Below are 19,607 nucleotides of genomic sequence, written 5' to 3' on the forward strand. Positions count from 1 at the left end.
AAGAACTGGGGACTAAAAACTAAGGACTCCATAAAAATATAAAAGAAACATATGAAATTAGCCGAAATATCCATAAAACGTCCTTCGTTAGTTATCGTTCTCTTTACGATACTAATCCTTGGAGGACTATTCAGTTATAGCCAGCTGGGCTATGAATTGATTCCAAAATTTGAAATGAATGTAATTACAGTTTCAACAGTTTATCCCGGAGCTTCTCCCAGTGAAGTTGAAAACACAGTTACCAAGAAAATGGAGGATGCCATCGCATCTTTAGAAAACATCAAGAAAATTGACTCTAAATCATACGAAAGTCTTTCGGTGGTTTCTATCACATTAACTTCGAATGCGAATGTGGATGTCTCGATGAACGATGCCCAACGAAAAATCAACGCCATTTTAAGTGACTTACCCGATGATGCCAAAACACCTTCATTGAATAAATTCTCGCTGAGTGATATGCCAATTATTACTATTGGTGCTAACGGGAAAATGGATGAGGCTGCTTTTTATGACTTAATTGATAAAAAAATTGCCCCTGTTTTATCGCGTGTTCAAGGGGTAGCGCAAGTAAATATTATTGGTGGTCAGGAACGTGAAATCCAGGTAAATCTTGACGCCACTAAAATGCAGGGTTACGGTTTATCGGTTCCACAAGTACAACAAATCATTTTAGCATCTAACCTTGATTTCCCTACCGGAAACATCCAAACCCGTGAGCAAAAAATTCTAATTCGTTTAGCGGGTAAATACAAAAGTGTTGACGAATTAAGAAACCTGGTAGTTTCTTCTAAAAACGGAATTCAGATTCGTTTACAGGATATTGCCGATGTACAGGACACTCAAAAAATTGCTGAAAAAATTGCACGTGTCGATCAAAAAAGTGCCATTGTATTGCAAATTGTGAAACAATCAGATGCTAATGCCGTAGCGGTGAGTGAACTGGTTGCAAAAACCGTTGAGAAATTAGAAAGTGATTATAAGGTAAATGATTTACAGTTAGAAACGGCTAAAGACAGTACTATTTTCACATTGGAAGCAGCCGACTCTGTACTACATGATTTATTAATTGCCGTAATCCTGGTGGCATTAGTAATGTTATTCTTCCTGCACAGTATTAGAAACTCATTAATTGTAATGATTTCTATTCCGGCTTCTTTGATTGCTACTTTTATTGGTATCTATCTTTTAGGATACACCTTAAACTTAATGAGTTTATTAGGATTATCTTTGGTAGTAGGTATTCTGGTGGATGATGCCATTGTGGTATTGGAAAACATTTACAGGCACATGGAAATGGGTAAAAGCCGTATTCGCGCCTCTTTTGACGGAACTGCCGAAATTGGTGGAACAGTAACTTCGATTACCTTAGTAATTGTGGTGGTATTTTTACCTATCGCTATGAGTAGCGGATTAGTATCGAATATTATTACACAGTTCTGTATGACGGTGGTAATTTCTACTTTATTATCACTTTTAGCATCGTTTACCATCATTCCATGGTTGTCTTCCCGTTTTGGAAAACTGGAACATATTGAAGGAAAAAATCTTTTTGGAAGAATTATTCTTGGTTTCGAAAGTTTGTTAACTCGTTTTACCAATTGGGTGACTGAAATTCTAGAATGGAGTTTAAACCATTACATCAAAACCATCCTGATTGTATTAGTATTATTCATTACTTCTACATTTGGATTAATGGGTGGTGGTTTTATTGGAGGAGAATTCTTTGCTGCCTCAGATAGTGGAGAGTTTTTAGTGCAAATAGAAATGCCTAAAGATGCTTCATTGGAACAAACTAACTTCATGACGCAAAAAGCAGAAGCTTATTTGAAACAACAAAAATATGTTCATAGCCAAATTACAACTGTAGGTCAAACTTCAGAAGGAATGGGAGCTTCTCAGGCAACCACTTACAAGGCGGAGATTGATGTAAAAATGATTGATCAGTCAGAACGTACTGATGAAGCATCCGTTTATGCTGCTAAAATGAAACGCCAATTAGAAAAAGTATTAGTTGGTGCCAAAGTAAAAACGGTTCCTGTAGGTATTATGGGATCTGCCGAAGATGCAACTCTTGGATTAATTGTTACCGGGCCTAATGTGGAAAGTGCTATGAAATTTGCCAAATTAGCCGAAGCTGAATTAAGAACCATCCCGGGAACTACCGAAATTAAATTAACGGTTGAAGATGGAAATCCGGAAATTAACGTTCAGGTGGATCGCGATAAAATGGCCGCACTTGGATTATCATTACAAACGGTTGGTATGACCATGCAAACAGCTTACAGCGGAAATACTGACGGTAAGTTTAGAGCCGGAGAATACGAATACGACATCAACATTAAATACAATGCTTTTGACAGAAAAAACATTACTGATGTAAGTAATTTAATTTTCATCAATGATTTAGGACAACAAATTAAATTATCTCAATTTGCTACAATTACCGAAGGTTCAGGTCCAAGTAAACTGGAACGTAGAGATAAAACAGCTTCGGTTACGGTTCAGGGTCAAAACATTGGAGTTCCGGCAGGAACTATTGTACAAAAATGGGAAGAAAAATTACAAAAGTTAGAAAAACCTACCGGTGTAAGTTACATTTGGGGAGGTGATCAGGAAAACCAATCGGAAGGTTTTGGTACACTTGGAATTGCATTATTAGCCGCGATTATCTTAGTTTACTTAGTAATGGTAGGATTGTATGACAGTTTTGTTCACCCGTTTGTGGTATTGTTTGCCATTCCACTTTCGTTTATTGGAGCAATGCTGGCATTGGCTTTAACAAACAACTCATTAAACATCTTTACCATTTTAGGTATCATTATGTTGATTGGATTGGTTTGTAAAAATGCAATTATGTTGGTGGATTATACCAACCAGCGAAGAGCTGCAGGAGAATCAATCAGAACGGCATTAATTCAGGCTAACCACGCCCGTTTACGTCCAATTTTGATGACAACTATTGCGATGGTTTTTGGTATGTTCCCAATTGCATTAGCATCAGGAGCCGGAGCCGAATGGAAAAACGGATTAGCCTGGGTAATTATTGGTGGATTAATTTCTTCTTTATTCCTAACCCTGATTATTGTTCCGGTGATTTATGAAATCATGGAGAAAATCATTGCTAAATTCTCTAAAGGAGAAAAAATCGATTACGAAGCCGAAATGGTTGCCGATTACGAACATAAAGAATTAAGTGAAGACGGTTTTAACCCTAAACATAGCATGTAATCTTACTTATTTTTAATAAAAAGAAACCACCTGAAACTTGTTTTAGGTGGTTTCTTTGTTTTTTGTAGGAATGGATTTATTATATTAGCAAAAAATATAAAGCGAAACAAACCTTCGCCAATAAACGAGTTAGGCGCAAGTTAACCCAAAACATGAGAAAAGCAGTTTTAGAAGCCCGAAGAAAATCTGAAAAGAAAGAACGTATTTGTATGTTTAATGGCTGTACGCACAAAACAATCAAATCCCATGTTTTACAAAAAAATGGAATTCTTAGAGAAATATCTGTAAACAATCATTTAATCCAAATGATACCAACTAATCCCTTTGAAATGACTGAAAAGGGAATTTCAGATTTTAAATTAGTGGGAATAAACGACGTATATACTTTTCAAGGATTTTGTGCAATACATGATTCCAATGTTTTTAAATTAATAGAAACGGAATCCACTTTAAACTTCTATGACAAAAACCAACAAGCACTTTTTTGTTATCGTGGATTATGCCAAGAAATTAGACGAAAAGAAATTGCAAACGAATGGATTGTCGAATTAAAACCCCATTTTCCTCCTCCTTTTTTACCATTAGTTGAATCACTAATTGACGGGTATAATGATGGCATTGAAAATCTGAACCTATTTAAAACTGAATTAGAGAAAAATATAATTTCTGAAAACTCAGATTCATTTTATTTTGAAACAATAAAAATTCCAAAAATAGAATTATGTATTTCAGTTCCTTTAAATATAGGAGAATTGAACATCCCCAAAGATTCAAATTATAAAAAGTGGAGAGAAGAAAAACAAATTATGCCTACATCATTTATAAATGTTTTCCCGAAAGAAAATGAAAGTTATGTAATAGTTGGGTTTCATAAAGACTATCCTTGCGATTGGACAATCAATTTTATTAAAAAAATGAAATCAGAAAACAAAAAAGAAATTTTCAAAGAACTAAGTGATTTAGTAACATTAAGACTTGAATTTTGGTCAATGTCAAAATTTATTTTCGACCAAATTCCTCAAATAAAAATTGCTGAATTCAAATTCTTGTTTTCTCAAAATGTATATAACCATAGTCCAAAATTAGAAACAGAATTGAATCTATTTGAAAACATATAACCAGCGCCTAACAGCCACTACAACGGATTTGGGCATTAGGCTTAATGGAAAAGTTGGTTTTGTATTTGGGAGATTTGGCAAATCCGAAGAATAGGCTTAATTTAATCCCAAACCTCGTGTAGCAAGGGAACGTTAGCTGCAACTTATTTGACATCACACCCGAATGAAACATAGAAAAAGATTGAAAACATACTTACTTATAGCAATACCGCTAAGTATAGTCTTTTACTTTATTATTTATATCCGAACGAACACACACCATTCAAGTTGGGACAACCAGAAGGAGTATTTATGGCTGTTTACCGACTCCGCTATTAATGATATTGACCCACATTTTCAAGGAAGTTGGGTTAAGAACAATGATATTCTCTGCCATTTTATTTACAAGGAACATTTTCTAGTTTCAATTTGGCACTTTGACGATCTTGACAAAATTAAATTGACCGATGCAGTTATCAATTATGACAAATCAACTCAAGACATAGATATCATGTATGGAAAAGGAGAAGTTCTCAACTCTACGAGTAGTCCCCAGACTGCTGTGCGTTTTGGAAGAAATTTTGACAATAGAATAAATGTTAATTTATCTAAGAACTCAACCATCCAAGACACATTTCAAAGTTCTTCATACAAGGGCTTCTTGGGTACTATTGACGGAATGAGTTTTACAAATAGCAAGTTTGAAGACTATATATACTTTCGATATCCTGATGGCAGGATGCAAACTTTACTGGTTCTTTATAAAAGTGCCAGAGGTTTTTTCATAATTCAAGTAGAAACTAATGACCCTGAAATATCCATTAATAAAGAATTAGTAAATATTTTCAATCTGACATAAGCTGCAGCTAACACACGCTACAAGCATATGACAAATAAAATGACTGAAACAGAAATAAAAAATATAATTTTAAGAATCTTTAACGAAGAAAGGCAAAAGCCTGATGCTGACTTTTCGGCATCTCATTTTCTTGACTTTCTTACATTTCCAGCTCATTCAAAAAATACAATAAAAAATACGTTTAAAGGCGTTAGACGATATTATCGATTTATGGGTAAACTTGAACTCGAGTTTGGAATTTGTTTTTCAATTCCCGATCTAGACAAGTATTATTCTATTGACAGTATTACAAAAAAAGTGATAGAAAGAATAAATAAAAGGCGTGGAAATTTAATGATTTTAAAACGACGTAATGAAGAAAAAGATAAATACGGTTTTGAAATAACAATGACTATATTATTAATTCTAATCTATATTTTGCTTGGATTAAATTTAATGTCAATAACTCTAACTATTTTTATAGGTATTGCTATCTATTGGATATTAAGTAGCAAAATTCACGATAAACAACATAATAAAAAACTAACGAAAAAAATATTAGGAACAGAAGAATAACAGCCACTAACACACTCTACAACGGATTTAGGCAATAGGCTTAATGAAAAGCTTGGTGTTGCTTCATACGAATTGAAACAATTAATAAAAGAAAATATCGATTTTCGAAAAAATCATATTTTGAGCAAATAGCTCCTGACTTCTCCACAATTATATTTTAACACAACAAAAAAACGAGAATCAAAATGAAGAATTATTCTTTATTTGATTCTCGTTCTCTAAGCTTATCAGCTGCTCTATCGTAGTTAGCAACTAACTGTTTCAACTGTTGGATAGCCTCAGCTGTAAGTTCGCCTTTGGCGCCTTCAGCCACCCAGCGTGCTGCCGAAATCAAAGTAGCTAATTCGTAGCCGCTGAGCATAATATGAAAAACCAGATTGTTTTTTTTCTCAATGTGCATGTTGTGCCATATTTTCTTTCACATAATTACCTATCTGTTTCAATTCACCGGCAAACTCGTCATAATCGGTTTGCATGCCATTAAGATAGGCACTCCAGCCAAGCGACATTTTTGCATAATGAGCCGCTTCCTGTATTTCTGCATCTGTTGCACCAAAGAGTTTTGCTGTCTCCGTATGAAACAAGGTACAATATCTGCATTTAGTTTCTGAATGTAAGGCTACCCCCATTAATTCTTTGTATTTATTAGGGATAAGCGTTTCACCTAATTGAAGGCTTTTGAATAATTCCCATTCAAAATCTAAATAAGCATCGGGAATATCTTTCATAAATCCCGGAATAATGCCTAAATACTCTCTGATTTCGGCTTCTACTTCTGAACGATTCCTTGCTATTGCCATTTTTAGTTGATTTTAAAATTATTTACAACCATCTGGATTTCATAAAAATTTGACCTATAAATTTACGAAAAAAAGCCCAAAATAAAAATCAAAATACTGAAAAACAATAAGTTAAAAAACAAACGAGAATAAAATATTGATAGCCCTGAATGTTCTTTCTTTCTCTTAGCCCGACAGAAACAAATTGTTTACTAAACAGCTTTTTACATAAAAAACATAATTATTTTGGAATCAAACCTAAATTAAACAAAACGGTAACACAATAAAGCCTGTAGGTGGATATACAGACTTTATTTTGATTCAAAAAACTTCTTTTTATTTAGAATGAATTAAAATTATTTGTTTTATAACAATATAGCTTTTACTTTTGCGCTATCAAAAACAATTCTAAATAAGATGAAAATAAAATCTACCCTAGCTATTTTATGCTTATTCTTCGTTCTGTCATCAGGTACAAACTGGGCACAGGAAAAAGGGACTATCAAAGGACAAATTACATTAAATGACAAACAATCTCCAGAAAACATTTCTGTAATTTTAAAAGGTACAGGCTTAGGAACAATAACTGATTCCAAAGGAAATTATAAGCTAAAAAACATCAAAACCGGAAATTACACCTTAAAAATTTCGGCAATTGGATACATCACCAAAGAACTTAAAATAAGTTTAACTAAAGGTCAGGAACTGACACAAGATGCTACTATCATTGCAAATTCAGAAGAACTAAGCGAAGTGCTTATCAACGGAGGCAAAAAAAATCATTTTGCTAAAAAAGAAAATCAGCAAGTATCAAGATTAGCACTTAAAAATCTTGAAAACCCGCAGGTTTATACCACTATCTCATCTGAATTACTAAAAGAACAGGTGGTTACCAATATTGATGACGCACTAAAAAATGCTCCGGGAATACAACCGCTTTGGACTTCAACAGGTCGTGGAAGTGATGGTGCGGGATATTTTTCACTACGTGGATTTGCTGTACAGCCTAGAGCACTTAATGGGCTACCAGGCATCTCAAACGGTAGTTTAGATCCTGCTAACATTGATAAAATTGAAGTAATCAAAGGCCCATCGGGAACTTTATTTGGAAGCACCATCGTTTCATACGGAGGCTTAATTAACATTACCACTAAAACTCCTTATGAGCGTTTTGGAGGAGAAATTAATTACACTACAGGTTCATACGGATTAAACCGGGTAACAGCCGATATCAACACTCCGCTCAACGAAGACAAAACGGTTAATTTTAGAATCAACACTGCTTACCATAGCGAAAACAGTTTTCAGGATGCCGGATTCAGAAAAGCTTTATTTGTAGCTCCATCCTTGTCATACAAAGCTTCAGACAGACTTTCTTTCTTAATTAACACCGAATTTTTAAGTAATGAAGCGACTAATGCTACCATGTTATTCTTAACCCGTTCGACTCCATTAAGAGTTAACAATATTGATGAATTAGGATATGACAACAAACGTTCTTACACCAGCAACAACCTGTCAATCAAAACACCTTCATTCAATTTACAAGGACAAATGTTCTATAAAATAAATGATTCCTGGACTTCACAAACAGCAATTTCAAAAACATCAGCAAAATCAGAAGGATATTACAGCTACTTGTTTGAAGGAACTACATCGTTCCCTGCTATTACTGAAGGAGTAGTATTTGCCCGTTATATTAATTATCAAAACTCAACAACTTTAGCAACAGATATCCAACAAAACTTTATCGGAGATTTCAAAATTGGAAACATGAGAAACCGAATTGTTGCTGGATTGGATTATTTTAATCGTCAAATTATTGACAACGGTACCGGCTACATTGTTAACGGACGCATATATATTGGAAATGATGATTTACAAACTGTAAACGAAAATGTTTTTGGAATAACTAATCCGGCTCAATACATTACTACAGGAGACAACGGCAAATTAAGTAAAAATGCAACTGATGCCTTATTAGCCGGAGCAACTGTAAACAATAGCAAAACAAAACAAGAGGTTTATAGTGCTTATGTTTCAAACGTAATCAACTTTTTACCAAGTTTATCTGCCATGGCAAGTTTACGTGTAGATCGTTTTATGAATGCACAAAATGGCACTTACAATCAAACAGCACTTTCACCAAAATTTGGTATGGTTTTCCAGCCTATTTTAGACAAAGTTTCCCTTTTTGCCAACTACATGAACGGATTTACAAACGTTGCTCCTGCAGAAGATATCAATGGAACAACAAGAACGCCACGTGTTTTTAATCCGGAACATGCTGACCAGTTAGAATTTGGAACAAAATTGAATTTATTTGGAGATAAATTATATGGTACTTTTAATTACTACAAGATAAAAGTAACAGACCGCGTTTATAACATCCGAAATTCTGCTACTGATATTACTTATTTCCAAAATGGTGCTCAAAAAAATGAAGGCTTTGAAGCAGAAATTATAGCAAATCCAATCTCAGGATTCAATATTGTAGCCGGATATAGCTATGTTGATGCAAATGTAACCAAAGGTGATGCTACTACAGTGGGTTACAGACCAACCAGTGCAGGCGCATACAATACCGCAAATTTATGGGCAAGCTACCGTTTTCAGGAAAATACTTTAAAAGGATTCGGAATCGGTTTTGGAGGTAACTATTCAGGAGAAAACAAAATTACTCATGGAGCAGTAACAGGGACTTTTACAATTCCTGAATACACTGTATTGAATTCGTCAATTTTCTATGGAAATGACAAATTCAATTTAACTTTAAAAATTGACAATATTGCCAATGTAGATACCTATGATGGATGGTCAACTATTCACCCTAGAAATATGAGGAGTGCCTCTGCCAGTTTCTCTTATAAATTCTAAAAAAACAAAAAAACAGCTTTCTTATTCATGCAAAGAAAGCTGTTTCTTAATTTAAATAATTATGATTTCATTAGTTAGCTTAACTGTATTTTTTGCTTTTTATGTTTTGTACAATACCTCTAAAAAAGCAACTTTATCAACTAACTTTCCAATAGAAAGATGGATTCAACAAAATGCAAAGCCTTCCCGTTTTATTGGACTAGGAATTTTAATAATTGCCTATAGCACTTTAATTTCATTAAAAGCTACAGGAGTTTCAACACTTATTTTCCTAATCCAAATCATGACTATAGGAAGTCTGGTTGTAATTTTAGCTCCTTTGAAAATCATCAGTCATCGATTTATTTTAGGAATACTTTTACTTGCTCTATTTTTCGAAATTTATTCTTAACACACTTTAAAAAATGCCGGCTAATCCAAAATATTTAACGCAATCCAAATGGCAACGTTTTGCCAAAATAACCGCAGCTATTTTAGGCGGTTATTTGGTTTCCATTAGTTTTCATCTGGCACTGGCTAGTTGGTTTAACAAAGCCAATATTATCATCACAATGGCTTTTAGTGGTTTTATAGTTTGGGTCGCTTTGATGGTAATCGCTTTTTTGGCTAAAAATGGCTGGAAAATTTGGTTAATCTATTTAGGCCTAAGTCTATTTTTTTCAGGACTACTATACTTAGGACAAAGCTATAATCCGATAACAAAATAAACCATGAGTAATAGAAATTACAACATCTTTTTTCACACCCACACCGTTAGTGGAATTGTTATCAGCGTTGTTTTGTATGTGATTTTTTTCGCGGGTTCATTCTCTTTTTTCAGAGATGATATTGCCAGTTGGGAACGTGGAGAATCGGCAGTAATTTCAAATGAAATACAATTAAATTACGACCACGCAATAAAAGTACTCGATACAGCTTACGACTTACAAGGCAGAAAAATAACTATTTCTCAGACTCACAACGAAAAAAACATTGCTGCCCGTCTTGAAGCTACTAAAGATAGTCTGGCCACAAAAAAAGCCAGAGAAAGTCAGTTTTTATACCTGAACAATACTACCTATAAGACTACAACCTATGTTGATTCATACAATCTGGGTGAATTCATTTATCGCTTGCATTTTCTGGCACAAATTCCCTACCCGGTTGGTTATTACTTATCCGGATTTATTGCTTTATTTTTTCTGTTTGCCATTATAACCGGAGTTTTATTGCATTGGAAAAAAATTATATCTAATTTTTATGTTTTCAGACCTAAAGAAAAACTAAAAACCTGGTGGACTGATGCGCATACTTCACTGGGAATGTTGGGATTACCTTTTCAATTTGTATATGCGGTTACCGGTGCTTTTTTTATGATTAAATTACTTATTGTTGCACCCGCTGTTCAATTTTTATACCAAGGCGATCAGGATCAATTATACAAAGAACTGGAATACACAACAGGTGAATATGAATTTGCAAACAAACCGCTAACGAAACATTTCAGTATTAACGAAATAGTTGCTGCAACTAAAAATAACTGGAATGATTTTGACATCACCCGTGTAGAAATTCAAAACTACGGCGATGCAAATATGCATGTTTTAGTAGAAGGCGAAATCCAATACAACAAGAAATTTACCGGAATTGGCAAAATAGTTTATAAAATTGCTACTGGCGAAATAGTTGCTAAAAAAGACCCTTATACACAAACGACTTATTTGGATAGTGTAAAAAACATATTGTACCGCATCCATTATGGTGATTATGGAGGTTATGGATTAAAAATTATCAGTTTTGTATTAGGAATCCTAAGTTGTTTTGTAATTATTTCGGGAGTAATGATTTGGCTGGTTGCCCGAGACAAAAAAAATGTTCCTGAGAAAAAAAGACGTTTTAATGAAGGAGTTGTTCGCATATATCTGGCCATTTGTCTGAGTATGTTTCCGGTTACGGCCATGAGTTTTATTGCTGCCAAAGTATTTTATCCATTAGGACAAGACAACATATACAGTATCTATTTTATTAGTTGGTTGTTATTGTCTATCTTTTTTATTCTAAAGAAAAACAATCGTTTTACCAATCAGGCTTGTTTACTTTCAGGAAGTATTTTGGGTTTTATCATTCCAATTGCCAACGGACTAACAACCGGGAATTGGTTTTGGATTTCATTTGGCAATCATCAATTTCAATTGTTTTTTGTAGATGTTTTTTGGATTGTTATTTCCGCTGTAACATTCTATGCCGGATTTAAAATAAACTGCCTCGGGGCAGAGCCCACTAGGTATTAGAAAAACAACCGCAGATTCGCAGATTTTCATATTATAATCTACGAATCTGCGGTAAAAAACGAAGCAGAGCTTCGAGGAATTAAACCTAAAGAGATTAAAAACCAACAACAAAACAGACCATTAATCCCATAAAAAAAGGCTTTTCCGAAATATTTCAGGAAAAGCCTTTTCATAATTAACAATTGTAATTTTTAATCCGCATTAACTATTGCTTCTTTTTTCCAATTTTTCACAGAAGCAATTTGGTTATTAGAATAATCCACCTCACTCAAAGTAGAATCTTTCCAGAAAAACCATTTCCCTACTTTCTCACCATTATTATATTCAGCAATAGCTAATTTGTTTCCATCCTGATCGTAAGAAGTCCATTTTCCTTCTAATTTTCCGTTTTTAAAGAAACCTGTTTGCTGAACCTTTCCATTTTCATGAAAATAAGTTGCTTTTACTTTATTTCCAACGGCTTCTAATTGAGGTTTTGGGGTTTGTGCAAAAATCATTCCTGTGATTAATAATGCTCCGATAATTATATATTTTTTCATAATGTAAAATTTTAAGTGGTTTCTTTTATCAAATTTAGATATTAATTTACATTTAAAAAACAATTTGGTAACAATTTAATAACACAGAACGAAAACTTAACATTGGAAATAAAAACCGGAAATCAAAGCCAGCATTAAAAATTCAATTTTCTCAATTTAATGTACATAATTAGTTCTAAATTTGCAGCCGTGTCTTTTTTTAGACTTATAAACCAAATAATTAAATTTTTCGATAATGTACAGAAGTCATAATTGTGGCGAGTTAAACGCCTCACATATCAATACCGAAGTAACACTTGCAGGTTGGGTTCAAAAATCACGTGATAAAGGATTCATGAATTGGGTCGATTTAAGAGACCGTTATGGAATTACACAATTAATTTTTGACGAAAGTCGTACTAAAAAAACAGTATTCGAATTAGCAAAAACACTTGGACGCGAATTTGTAATTCAGGTTAAGGGAACCGTTATCGAAAGAGAAGCTAAAAATAAAAATATCCCAACAGGTGAAATAGAAATTTTAGTTTCTGAACTAAACATATTAAATAGTGCTCTGACTCCTCCATTTACTATCGAAGATGAAACAGACGGCGGTGAAGACATTAGAATGAAATATCGTTACCTAGATATTAGAAGAAATCCGGTAAAAAACAGTTTGCTATTCCGTCACAAAGTAGCAATGGAAGTTCGTAAATATTTATCAGATTTGGATTTCTGCGAAGTAGAAACGCCTTATCTAATCAAATCAACTCCTGAAGGAGCGAGAGATTTCGTTGTACCAAGCCGTATGAACGAAGGACAATTTTATGCCTTGCCACAATCGCCACAAACTTTCAAACAATTATTAATGGTAGGTGGAATGGATAAATATTTCCAAATTGTGAAATGTTTCCGTGACGAGGATTTACGTGCTGACCGCCAGCCAGAGTTTACACAAATTGACTGCGAAATGGCATTTGTAGAACAAGAAGACATCCTGAACATTTTCGAAGGGCTAACACGTCATTTACTAAAAGAAATCAAAGGAATCGAAGTTGACAAATTCCCTCGCATGACATACGATCACGCGATGAAAACATACGGAAATGACAAACCGGACATACGTTTTGGGATGGAATTTGGCGAATTGAACGAATTTGCACAACACAAAGAATTCCCTGTATTCAACGCTGCTGAATTAGTAGTAGGAATTGCAGTTCCGGGAGCCGGAAATTATACCCGTAAAGAAATTGATGCGTTAATTGACTGGGTAAAACGTCCGCAAGTAGGAGCATCAGGAATGGTGTATGTAAAATGCAACGAAGACGGTACTTTTAAATCATCAGTAGATAAATTCTACGATCAGGAAGATATAGCCAATTGGGCAAAAACAACCGGCGCTAAAGCAGGCGATATGATTTTTGTGCTTTCGGGTCCATCTAATAAAACGAGAGCACAAATGAGTGCTTTAAGAATGGAATTAGCCACTCGTTTAGGATTACGTAATCCGGAAGTATTCGCTCCGCTTTGGGTTGTTGATTTCCCATTGTTGGAATTTGATGAAGAAAGCGGTCGTTACCACGCCATGCACCATCCATTTACTTCCCCAAAACCGGAAGATATTGCCTTATTAGAAACCAAACCGGGAGAAGTTCGCGCTAATGCTTACGACATGGTTTTAAACGGAAATGAAATTGGAGGAGGTTCTATTCGTATTCACGATAAAGCAACCCAACAATTAATGTTTAAATATTTAGGATTCTCTGAAGAAGAAGCAAAAGCGCAGTTCGGATTCCTAATGGATGCTTTCCAGTTTGGAGCTCCTCCTCATGGTGGATTAGCTTTTGGACTAGATAGATTAGTTGCCATTTTAGGAGGTCAGGAAACTATCAGAGATTTCATCGCTTTCCCTAAAAACAACTCCGGTAGAGACGTGATGATTGACGCTCCGTCAGCCATTGATAATGCTCAATTAAACGAATTACACATACAGCTAGATTTATAATAAATATCTTTCGAAAAGCCTTGAATACACTGAATATCAATTATTTTATGAAAAAAGTTGCTATTAATCATTTTCGTATGTAATTAAACATTACATTTGCCTTATTATAAATTATTATTACTATTACAATGCGTACAGGTACAGTTAAATTTTTCAATGAATCAAAAGGTTACGGATTCATTACAGACGAAGAAACAGGAAAAGACATTTTTGTTCATGCTTCAGGAATCAGCGCGGAAGAATTACGCGAAGGTGACAGAGTTAGCTACGAAGAAGAAGAAGGAAGAAAAGGAAAAGTTGCTGCTAAAGTTGCAGTTATCTAAACAAAATATTTTTTTGTTACCGAATGCAAAGCGTCCCGATAATTATCGGGACGCTTTTTTTATAATGAAAAGTTAAAATTTTAGTTTTTTTTAAGAAAACCTAAAAAAGCTTATTTATAATCATTAAAAACTAGAAAAAAACACCTTAAAACCAACCACTAATTTTGATTGTCTACTTGTGTTTTATAACATTGAAGCATATCTTTGTGACTTATTTTAGCGAAAAAATATTATTATGCAAACGGAACAATTCAATTATCTTCCAATACTAATGCAAGCTTTACTTGCTATCGGTTTTGTTGTAACAACTATCTTCATTTCAGGAAAATTAGGCCCTAAAAGAAAGTCAGAAGCTAAAGACAAGAATTTTGAATGTGGAATTGAATCTGTCGGAAATGCACGTATTCCTTTCTCAGTAAAATATTTCCTGGTTGCTATCTTGTTTGTATTGTTTGATATTGAGGTTATTTTCCTTTATCCATGGGCAATCAACTTCAAAGAACTGGGAATGGAAGGAATGATAAAAATGATTGTGTTTATGGCTTTGCTTTTAGTTGGTTTTTTCTATATCATCAAAAAGAAAGCATTACAATGGGAATAAAAAAAGAATTTAGATTTCAGATTTTAGATTTTAGATTACATGAATTTAGAATTTCAGATTTGAAAGCAAACTTCTTAAATTAAAAATTGATATAAAAATTGATTTTGTTTTTAGGATTTACAACAATCTAAAATCGAAATCAGAAATCTAAGAATAAAAAATGAGCGATTCAAAAGTAAATATGGTTGCACCACCAGAAGGAGTTGTTGGCGAAGGCTTCTTTGCCACAAAACTAAATGACGTTGTAGGTTTGGCTCGTGCCAATTCACTTTGGCCATTGCCTTTTGCAACTTCTTGTTGTGGTATTGAATTTATGGCCACAATGGCATCTCATTATGACTTGGCACGTTTTGGTTCTGAACGTGTAAGTTTCTCTCCTCGTCAAGCCGATATGTTAATGGTTATGGGAACTATTTCTAAAAAAATGGCTCCTATCTTACGTCAGGTTTACGAACAAATGTCAGAGCCTAGATGGGTAATCTCTGTAGGTGCCTGTGCCTGTTCAGGTGGAATTTTCGATACTTACTCTGTTCTTCAGGGAATTGACAAAGTAATTCCGGTTGACGTTTATGTTCCAGGCTGTCCGCCAAGACCGGAGCAAATTGTTGATGGTGTGATGAAATTACAGGAATTGGTAAAATCAGAATCGGTAAGAAGAAGAAGTTCGCCTGAGTATCAAGAATTATTAGCTTCTTATAATATCAAATAAAATGGCATTAGAAAACACAGCTATTCAAGAAAAATTAACAGCAACATTTGCAGAAGAAGTTTTCAATTTCCAACAGGAAAGAGACGTTTTTTCTTTTGAAATCAATGCTAACAACAATACCGCTATCATTTTATTCTTAAAAAACGACCCTGAATTGCGTTTTCATTTCTTAACTGACTTATGCGGGATTCACTATCCGGATAATCCGGCAGAGAAACAATTTGCGGTTGTATATCATATGCACAATTGGTACGAAAACAAACGCATCAGAATCAAAGCTTTTCTTAATGCAGAAAACCCTGAAATCAAAACGGTATCTAATATTTTCCTGACATCAAACTGGATGGAAAGAGAAACATACGATTTCTTCGGCATCAATTTTATTGGTCATCCACAGTTGAAACGCATTTTGAATATGGATGAAATGATTTCTTTCCCAATGCGTAAAGAATTCCCAATGGAAGATGGCGGAAGAACAGACAAAGACGACCGTTTCTTCGGAAGAACAATAGACAATTGCTAAAAAAACAATATATAATTTTTCACATTCTATAAATGTCAGAACTATTATTACCACCAGAGCATCGCTATGCTAAAATAATAAAGGAGCGATCAAATGAAGACGGAAGCGAGCTTTCTATCCTGAATTTAGGTCCTACTCACCCGGCTACTCACGGAATTTTCCAAAACATTCTGTTGATGGATGGAGAGCGAATTTTAGATGCCGAACCAACTATCGGTTACATCCATCGTGCTTTTGAAAAAATTGCCGAAAATCGACCTTTCTATCAAATCACTCCACTTACTGACCGTATGAACTATTGCTCCTCTCCTATCAACAACATGGGATGGTGGATGACTTTAGAAAAATTACTAAATATTGAAGTTCCTAAACGAGCGCAGTATTTAAGAGTTATTGTAATGGAATTAGCAAGGATTACCGATCACTTGATTTGTAATTCGATTTTAGGAGTTGATACAGGTGCTTATACTGGTTTCCTTTATGTTTTTCAATTTAGAGAAAAAGTATATGAAATCTACGAAGAAATCTGTGGAGCTCGTTTAACAACTAACATGGGAAGAATTGGTGGTTTTGAAAGAGACTGGTCGCCAAAAGCTTTTGAATTGTTAAACACTTTTCTTGAAGAATTCCCTCCTGCCTGGAAAGAATTTGAAAACCTGTTCGAGAGAAACAGAATTTTTATTGACAGAACCGTTAATGTAGGAGCAATTTCGGCTGAAAAAGCTATGGCTTACGGTTTTACAGGACCTAATTTACGTGCTGCCGGTGTTGATTATGATGTTCGTGTTGCACAGCCTTATAGTTCTTATGAAGATTTCGATTTTATAATCCCAGTAGGGAAATCGGGAGATACTTATGATCGTTTTTGCGTGCGTAATGCCGAAGTTTGGGAAAGTTTAAGCATTATTCGTCAAGCTTTAGAAAAAATGCCGGAAGGAAATGAATACCATGCTGAAGTTCCTGATTACTACTTGCCTCCAAAAGAAGATGTTTACCACAATATGGAGTCTTTAATCTATCATTTCAAAATTGTAATGGGAGAAGTTCCTGTTCCGGTTGCCGAAATCTATCATCCGGTAGAAGGTGGAAATGGAGAATTAGGCTTTTATCTGGTTACTGACGGAAGTAGAACCCCTTACAGACTTCACTTTAGAAGACCTTGTTTTATCTACTACCAGGCTTACCCAGAAATGATAAAAGGTGCATTACTATCTGATGCCATTGTTATTTTATCCAGTTTAAATGTAATTGCCGGAGAATTAGACGCATAAGGATTTCAGATTGTTGATTAACGATTTTAGATTTCAGATTTAAAAGAAAAATGGAAAGAAAACATTACGAACAAGAAATAAATATGACGGAATCATTGATGAATCGCATCAATGAATTAATTAGTCATTATCCTGAAGATAAAAGAAAATCAGCTTTATTACCTGTTTTACACGAAGTTCAGGATGCTCACGACAACTGGCTTAGTATCGAACTTATGGATAAGGTTGCCGATATTCTTGGAATTTTACCTATTGAAGTTTATGAAGTTGCGACTTTCTATACTATGTACAACTTAAAACCAATTGGGAAATACATGTTTGAATTTTGCCAAACTTCATGCTGCTGTCTAAACGGAGTAGAAGATTTGATGGATTACACCTGTGAAAAACTAGGAGTTGGCATTGGTGAAACTACTGCTGACGGACTTTTTGAAGTAAGAGGCGTAGAATGTTTAGGAGCTTGTGGTTACGCTCCAATGATGCAATTAGGAGATTTCTACAAAGAGCATTTGACCAGAGAAAAAATCGATCAGTTAATTGCTGATTGCCGAGATAATAAAATAATATTACACGATAAATAAGATGTCAAAGAAAATATTATTAGACAAAATCAACGTTCCGGGCATTAAAACCTACGAAGTGTATCGCAGAGAAGGCGGTTATGCTTCAGTAGAAAAAGCCATAAAATCAATGACTCCTGATGAAGTGGTTGAGGAAGTAAAGAAATCAGGACTTCGTGGTCGTGGTGGAGCTGGTTTCCCTGCCGGAATGAAGTGGAGTTTTATTGACAAAAAATCAGGTAAGCCAAGACATTTGGTTTGCAATGCCGACGAATCAGAACCGGGAACTTTCAAAGACCGATATTTGATGGAATTTATTCCTCATTTATTAATCGAAGGAATGATTACCTCGAGTTTTGCTTTGGGAGCAAACCGCTCGTACATCTACATTCGTGGAGAATACATGTGGGTTTTCAAAATATTAGAAAGAGCCATTGCCGAAGCAAAAGCTGCGGGATGGTTAGGAAAAAATATCTTAGGTTCAGGTTACGATTTAGAATTACACGTTCACTGCGGAGCAGGAGCATATATCTGTGGAGAAGAAACCGCTTTAATCGAATCGTTAGAAGGTAAAAGAGGAAATCCACGTATCAAACCGCCATTTCCTGCTGTTTCCGGGCTTTGGGCTAACCCAACAGTGGTAAACAACGTAGAAACTATTGCAGCAGTGCCTTGGATTGTAAACAATTCAGGTGATGATTATGCTAAAATTGGTATTGGAAGATCAACAGGAACTAAATTAATTTCGGCTTCAGGAAATATTAAAAATCCGGGAGTTTACGAAATCGAATTGGGATTAAGTGTTGATGAATTTATGAATTCTGACGAATATTTAGGAGGAATGTCATCCAGCAGACCTTTGAAAGCTTTGGTTCCTGGAGGTTCATCTGTGCCGATTTTACCAGCCGATTTGATTTTCAAAACTGCTAATGGTGAAGATCGTTTAATGACTTACGAATCATTGAGCGACGGCGGATTTGCAACAGGTTCGATGTTAGGTTCAGGAGGATTTATTGTTTATGATGATACGGCTTGTATTGTACGTAACACTTGGAATTTCTCTCGTTTCTATCACCATGAATCCTGTGGGCAATGTACACCTTGCCGTGAAGGAACAGGCTGGTTAGAAAAAGTATTGCACCGAATTGAAAACGGTCACGGACGCGAAGAAGATATCGATTTATTGTGGAGTATTCAGTCTAAAATAGAAGGAAACACCATTTGTCCTCTTGGTGATGCGGCTTCATGGCCGGTAGCAGCAGCTATTCGTCATTTTAGAGAGGAATTTGAATACCATGTTCGTTTCCCTGAAAGAATAAAAAACAGAGATCACTTTGTAAATGAGCCTTTTGAAAAAGTAAGGCATTTAGTTAGCAAACAAGTGATTTAAAAATAACGTCCCGATAGCTTATCGGGATTGATTTCAAAAACA

Annotated in this window: 19 protein-coding genes; 16 read left to right on the plus strand and 3 right to left on the minus strand. The window is 34.8% G+C overall.

Annotated elements, in window-relative coordinates; translation table 11 throughout:
• Nucleotides 1–51 precede the first annotated feature (51 nt).
• The 4 genes from BIW12_RS05130 (at nucleotide 52) to BIW12_RS05145 (ending at nucleotide 5,739) form a co-directional block, all read left to right on the plus strand.
• Nucleotides 52–3,228 carry an efflux RND transporter permease subunit gene (locus tag BIW12_RS05130; protein WP_071184113.1) on the plus strand — a complete coding sequence of 1,059 codons (3,177 nt, stop codon included), beginning with the start codon at nucleotides 52–54 and terminating at the stop codon, nucleotides 3,226–3,228.
• Between the two features lie 152 nt (nucleotides 3,229–3,380).
• The gene (locus BIW12_RS05135) at nucleotides 3,381–4,346 is read left to right on the plus strand and encodes a hypothetical protein (protein WP_071184114.1); all 966 of its coding nucleotides are present in this window, start codon (nucleotides 3,381–3,383) and stop codon (nucleotides 4,344–4,346) included.
• Between the two features lie 163 nt (nucleotides 4,347–4,509).
• Nucleotides 4,510–5,184: a hypothetical protein gene (locus BIW12_RS05140; RefSeq protein ID WP_071184115.1), complete on the plus strand. Its 675-nt coding sequence runs from the start codon at nucleotides 4,510–4,512 to the stop codon at nucleotides 5,182–5,184.
• A gap of 39 nt (nucleotides 5,185–5,223) precedes the next feature.
• Entirely contained in the window at nucleotides 5,224–5,739 is a 516-nt protein-coding gene (locus BIW12_RS05145) for a hypothetical protein (protein ID WP_140486251.1), read from the plus strand.
• Nucleotides 5,740–5,932: 193 nt separating this feature from the next.
• Here the strand turns inward: BIW12_RS05145 and BIW12_RS05150 are convergent, their stop codons facing one another.
• A complete protein-coding gene (locus BIW12_RS05150; protein ID WP_071184117.1) occupies nucleotides 5,933–6,139 on the minus strand; it encodes a hypothetical protein in 207 nt (68 codons plus the stop codon).
• Nucleotides 6,129–6,539, minus strand: a complete 411-nt coding sequence (locus BIW12_RS05155; protein ID WP_071184118.1) for a carboxymuconolactone decarboxylase family protein — start codon at nucleotides 6,537–6,539, stop codon at nucleotides 6,129–6,131. Before BIW12_RS05155 ends, BIW12_RS05150 begins: the two co-directional genes overlap by 11 nt.
• 396 nt (nucleotides 6,540–6,935) lie before the next feature.
• On the opposite strand from BIW12_RS05155, the gene BIW12_RS05160 reads away from it, so the two are divergent.
• The 4 genes from BIW12_RS05160 (at nucleotide 6,936) to BIW12_RS05175 (ending at nucleotide 11,665) form a co-directional block, all read left to right on the plus strand.
• Entirely contained in the window at nucleotides 6,936–9,395 is a 2,460-nt protein-coding gene (locus BIW12_RS05160; RefSeq protein ID WP_071184119.1) for a TonB-dependent receptor, read from the plus strand.
• Nucleotides 9,396–9,456: 61 nt separating this feature from the next.
• A complete protein-coding gene (locus BIW12_RS05165; RefSeq protein WP_071184120.1) occupies nucleotides 9,457–9,786 on the plus strand; it encodes a hypothetical protein in 330 nt (109 codons plus the stop codon).
• Between the two features lie 13 nt (nucleotides 9,787–9,799).
• Nucleotides 9,800–10,102: a hypothetical protein gene (locus tag BIW12_RS05170; RefSeq protein ID WP_071184121.1), complete on the plus strand. Its 303-nt coding sequence runs from the start codon at nucleotides 9,800–9,802 to the stop codon at nucleotides 10,100–10,102.
• 3 nt (nucleotides 10,103–10,105) lie between these two features.
• On the plus strand, nucleotides 10,106–11,665 hold the full coding sequence (locus BIW12_RS05175) for a PepSY-associated TM helix domain-containing protein (protein WP_071184122.1): 1,560 nt from the start codon (nucleotides 10,106–10,108) through the stop codon (nucleotides 11,663–11,665).
• Nucleotides 11,666–11,856: 191 nt separating this feature from the next.
• Here the strand turns inward: BIW12_RS05175 and BIW12_RS05180 are convergent, their stop codons facing one another.
• On the minus strand, nucleotides 11,857–12,204 hold the full coding sequence (locus BIW12_RS05180; RefSeq protein WP_071184123.1) for a toxin-antitoxin system YwqK family antitoxin: 348 nt from the start codon (nucleotides 12,202–12,204) through the stop codon (nucleotides 11,857–11,859).
• Between the two features lie 235 nt (nucleotides 12,205–12,439).
• Between BIW12_RS05180 and aspS the strand changes: the two genes are divergently transcribed.
• From aspS to nuoF, 8 genes are all read left to right on the plus strand, one after another.
• Nucleotides 12,440–14,188, plus strand: a complete 1,749-nt coding sequence (gene aspS, locus BIW12_RS05185; RefSeq protein ID WP_071184124.1) for an aspartate--tRNA ligase — start codon at nucleotides 12,440–12,442, stop codon at nucleotides 14,186–14,188.
• 128 nt (nucleotides 14,189–14,316) lie between these two features.
• Nucleotides 14,317–14,511 carry a cold-shock protein gene (locus BIW12_RS05190; protein WP_035634121.1) on the plus strand — a complete coding sequence of 65 codons (195 nt, stop codon included), beginning with the start codon at nucleotides 14,317–14,319 and terminating at the stop codon, nucleotides 14,509–14,511.
• Nucleotides 14,512–14,746: 235 nt separating this feature from the next.
• Nucleotides 14,747–15,112: an NADH-quinone oxidoreductase subunit A gene (locus tag BIW12_RS05195; protein WP_071184125.1), complete on the plus strand. Its 366-nt coding sequence runs from the start codon at nucleotides 14,747–14,749 to the stop codon at nucleotides 15,110–15,112.
• 160 nt (nucleotides 15,113–15,272) lie between these two features.
• A complete protein-coding gene (locus tag BIW12_RS05200) occupies nucleotides 15,273–15,821 on the plus strand; it encodes an NADH-quinone oxidoreductase subunit B (RefSeq protein WP_071184126.1) in 549 nt (182 codons plus the stop codon).
• Nucleotide 15,822: 1 nt separating this feature from the next.
• Complete coding sequence (locus BIW12_RS05205; RefSeq protein ID WP_071184127.1) at nucleotides 15,823–16,344, plus strand: NADH-quinone oxidoreductase subunit C; 522 nt, start codon at nucleotides 15,823–15,825, stop codon at nucleotides 16,342–16,344.
• A gap of 32 nt (nucleotides 16,345–16,376) precedes the next feature.
• Nucleotides 16,377–17,615 (plus strand): NADH-quinone oxidoreductase subunit D, encoded by a 1,239-nt coding sequence (locus tag BIW12_RS05210; protein WP_071184128.1) that lies wholly within the window; start codon nucleotides 16,377–16,379, stop codon nucleotides 17,613–17,615.
• Between the two features lie 50 nt (nucleotides 17,616–17,665).
• Nucleotides 17,666–18,196 (plus strand): complex I 24 kDa subunit family protein, encoded by a 531-nt coding sequence (locus BIW12_RS05215; RefSeq protein WP_071184129.1) that lies wholly within the window; start codon nucleotides 17,666–17,668, stop codon nucleotides 18,194–18,196.
• A 1-nt stretch (nucleotide 18,197) separates the two neighbouring features.
• Nucleotides 18,198–19,565 carry an NADH-quinone oxidoreductase subunit NuoF gene (gene nuoF, locus BIW12_RS05220; RefSeq protein ID WP_071184130.1) on the plus strand — a complete coding sequence of 456 codons (1,368 nt, stop codon included), beginning with the start codon at nucleotides 18,198–18,200 and terminating at the stop codon, nucleotides 19,563–19,565.
• The last annotated feature ends 42 nt before the right edge of the window (nucleotides 19,566–19,607 follow it).

This window comes from Flavobacterium commune, assembly GCF_001857965.1.
In the GTDB taxonomy this organism is placed as follows: domain Bacteria; phylum Bacteroidota; class Bacteroidia; order Flavobacteriales; family Flavobacteriaceae; genus Flavobacterium; species Flavobacterium commune.

Bases quoted from the DNA above. Each gene is read 5' to 3' on its own strand.
- BIW12_RS05130 (WP_071184113.1), top strand. From the start codon at position 52: ATGAAATTAGCCGAAATATCCATAAAACGTCCTTCGTTAGTTATCGTT.
- BIW12_RS05135 (WP_071184114.1), top strand. From the start codon at position 3,381: ATGAGAAAAGCAGTTTTAGAAGCCCGAAGAAAATCTGAAAAGAAAGAA.
- BIW12_RS05140 (WP_071184115.1), top strand. From the start codon at position 4,510: ATGAAACATAGAAAAAGATTGAAAACATACTTACTTATAGCAATACCG.
- BIW12_RS05145 (WP_140486251.1), top strand. From the start codon at position 5,224: ATGACTGAAACAGAAATAAAAAATATAATTTTAAGAATCTTTAACGAA.
- BIW12_RS05150 (WP_071184117.1), bottom strand. From the start codon at position 6,139: ATGCACATTGAGAAAAAAAACAATCTGGTTTTTCATATTATGCTCAGC.
- BIW12_RS05155 (WP_071184118.1), bottom strand. From the start codon at position 6,539: ATGGCAATAGCAAGGAATCGTTCAGAAGTAGAAGCCGAAATCAGAGAG.
- BIW12_RS05160 (WP_071184119.1), top strand. From the start codon at position 6,936: ATGAAAATAAAATCTACCCTAGCTATTTTATGCTTATTCTTCGTTCTG.
- BIW12_RS05165 (WP_071184120.1), top strand. From the start codon at position 9,457: ATGATTTCATTAGTTAGCTTAACTGTATTTTTTGCTTTTTATGTTTTG.
- BIW12_RS05170 (WP_071184121.1), top strand. From the start codon at position 9,800: ATGCCGGCTAATCCAAAATATTTAACGCAATCCAAATGGCAACGTTTT.
- BIW12_RS05175 (WP_071184122.1), top strand. From the start codon at position 10,106: ATGAGTAATAGAAATTACAACATCTTTTTTCACACCCACACCGTTAGT.
- BIW12_RS05180 (WP_071184123.1), bottom strand. From the start codon at position 12,204: ATGAAAAAATATATAATTATCGGAGCATTATTAATCACAGGAATGATT.
- aspS (WP_071184124.1), top strand. From the start codon at position 12,440: ATGTACAGAAGTCATAATTGTGGCGAGTTAAACGCCTCACATATCAAT.
- BIW12_RS05190 (WP_035634121.1), top strand. From the start codon at position 14,317: ATGCGTACAGGTACAGTTAAATTTTTCAATGAATCAAAAGGTTACGGA.
- BIW12_RS05195 (WP_071184125.1), top strand. From the start codon at position 14,747: ATGCAAACGGAACAATTCAATTATCTTCCAATACTAATGCAAGCTTTA.
- BIW12_RS05200 (WP_071184126.1), top strand. From the start codon at position 15,273: ATGAGCGATTCAAAAGTAAATATGGTTGCACCACCAGAAGGAGTTGTT.
- BIW12_RS05205 (WP_071184127.1), top strand. From the start codon at position 15,823: ATGGCATTAGAAAACACAGCTATTCAAGAAAAATTAACAGCAACATTT.
- BIW12_RS05210 (WP_071184128.1), top strand. From the start codon at position 16,377: ATGTCAGAACTATTATTACCACCAGAGCATCGCTATGCTAAAATAATA.
- BIW12_RS05215 (WP_071184129.1), top strand. From the start codon at position 17,666: ATGGAAAGAAAACATTACGAACAAGAAATAAATATGACGGAATCATTG.
- nuoF (WP_071184130.1), top strand. From the start codon at position 18,198: ATGTCAAAGAAAATATTATTAGACAAAATCAACGTTCCGGGCATTAAA.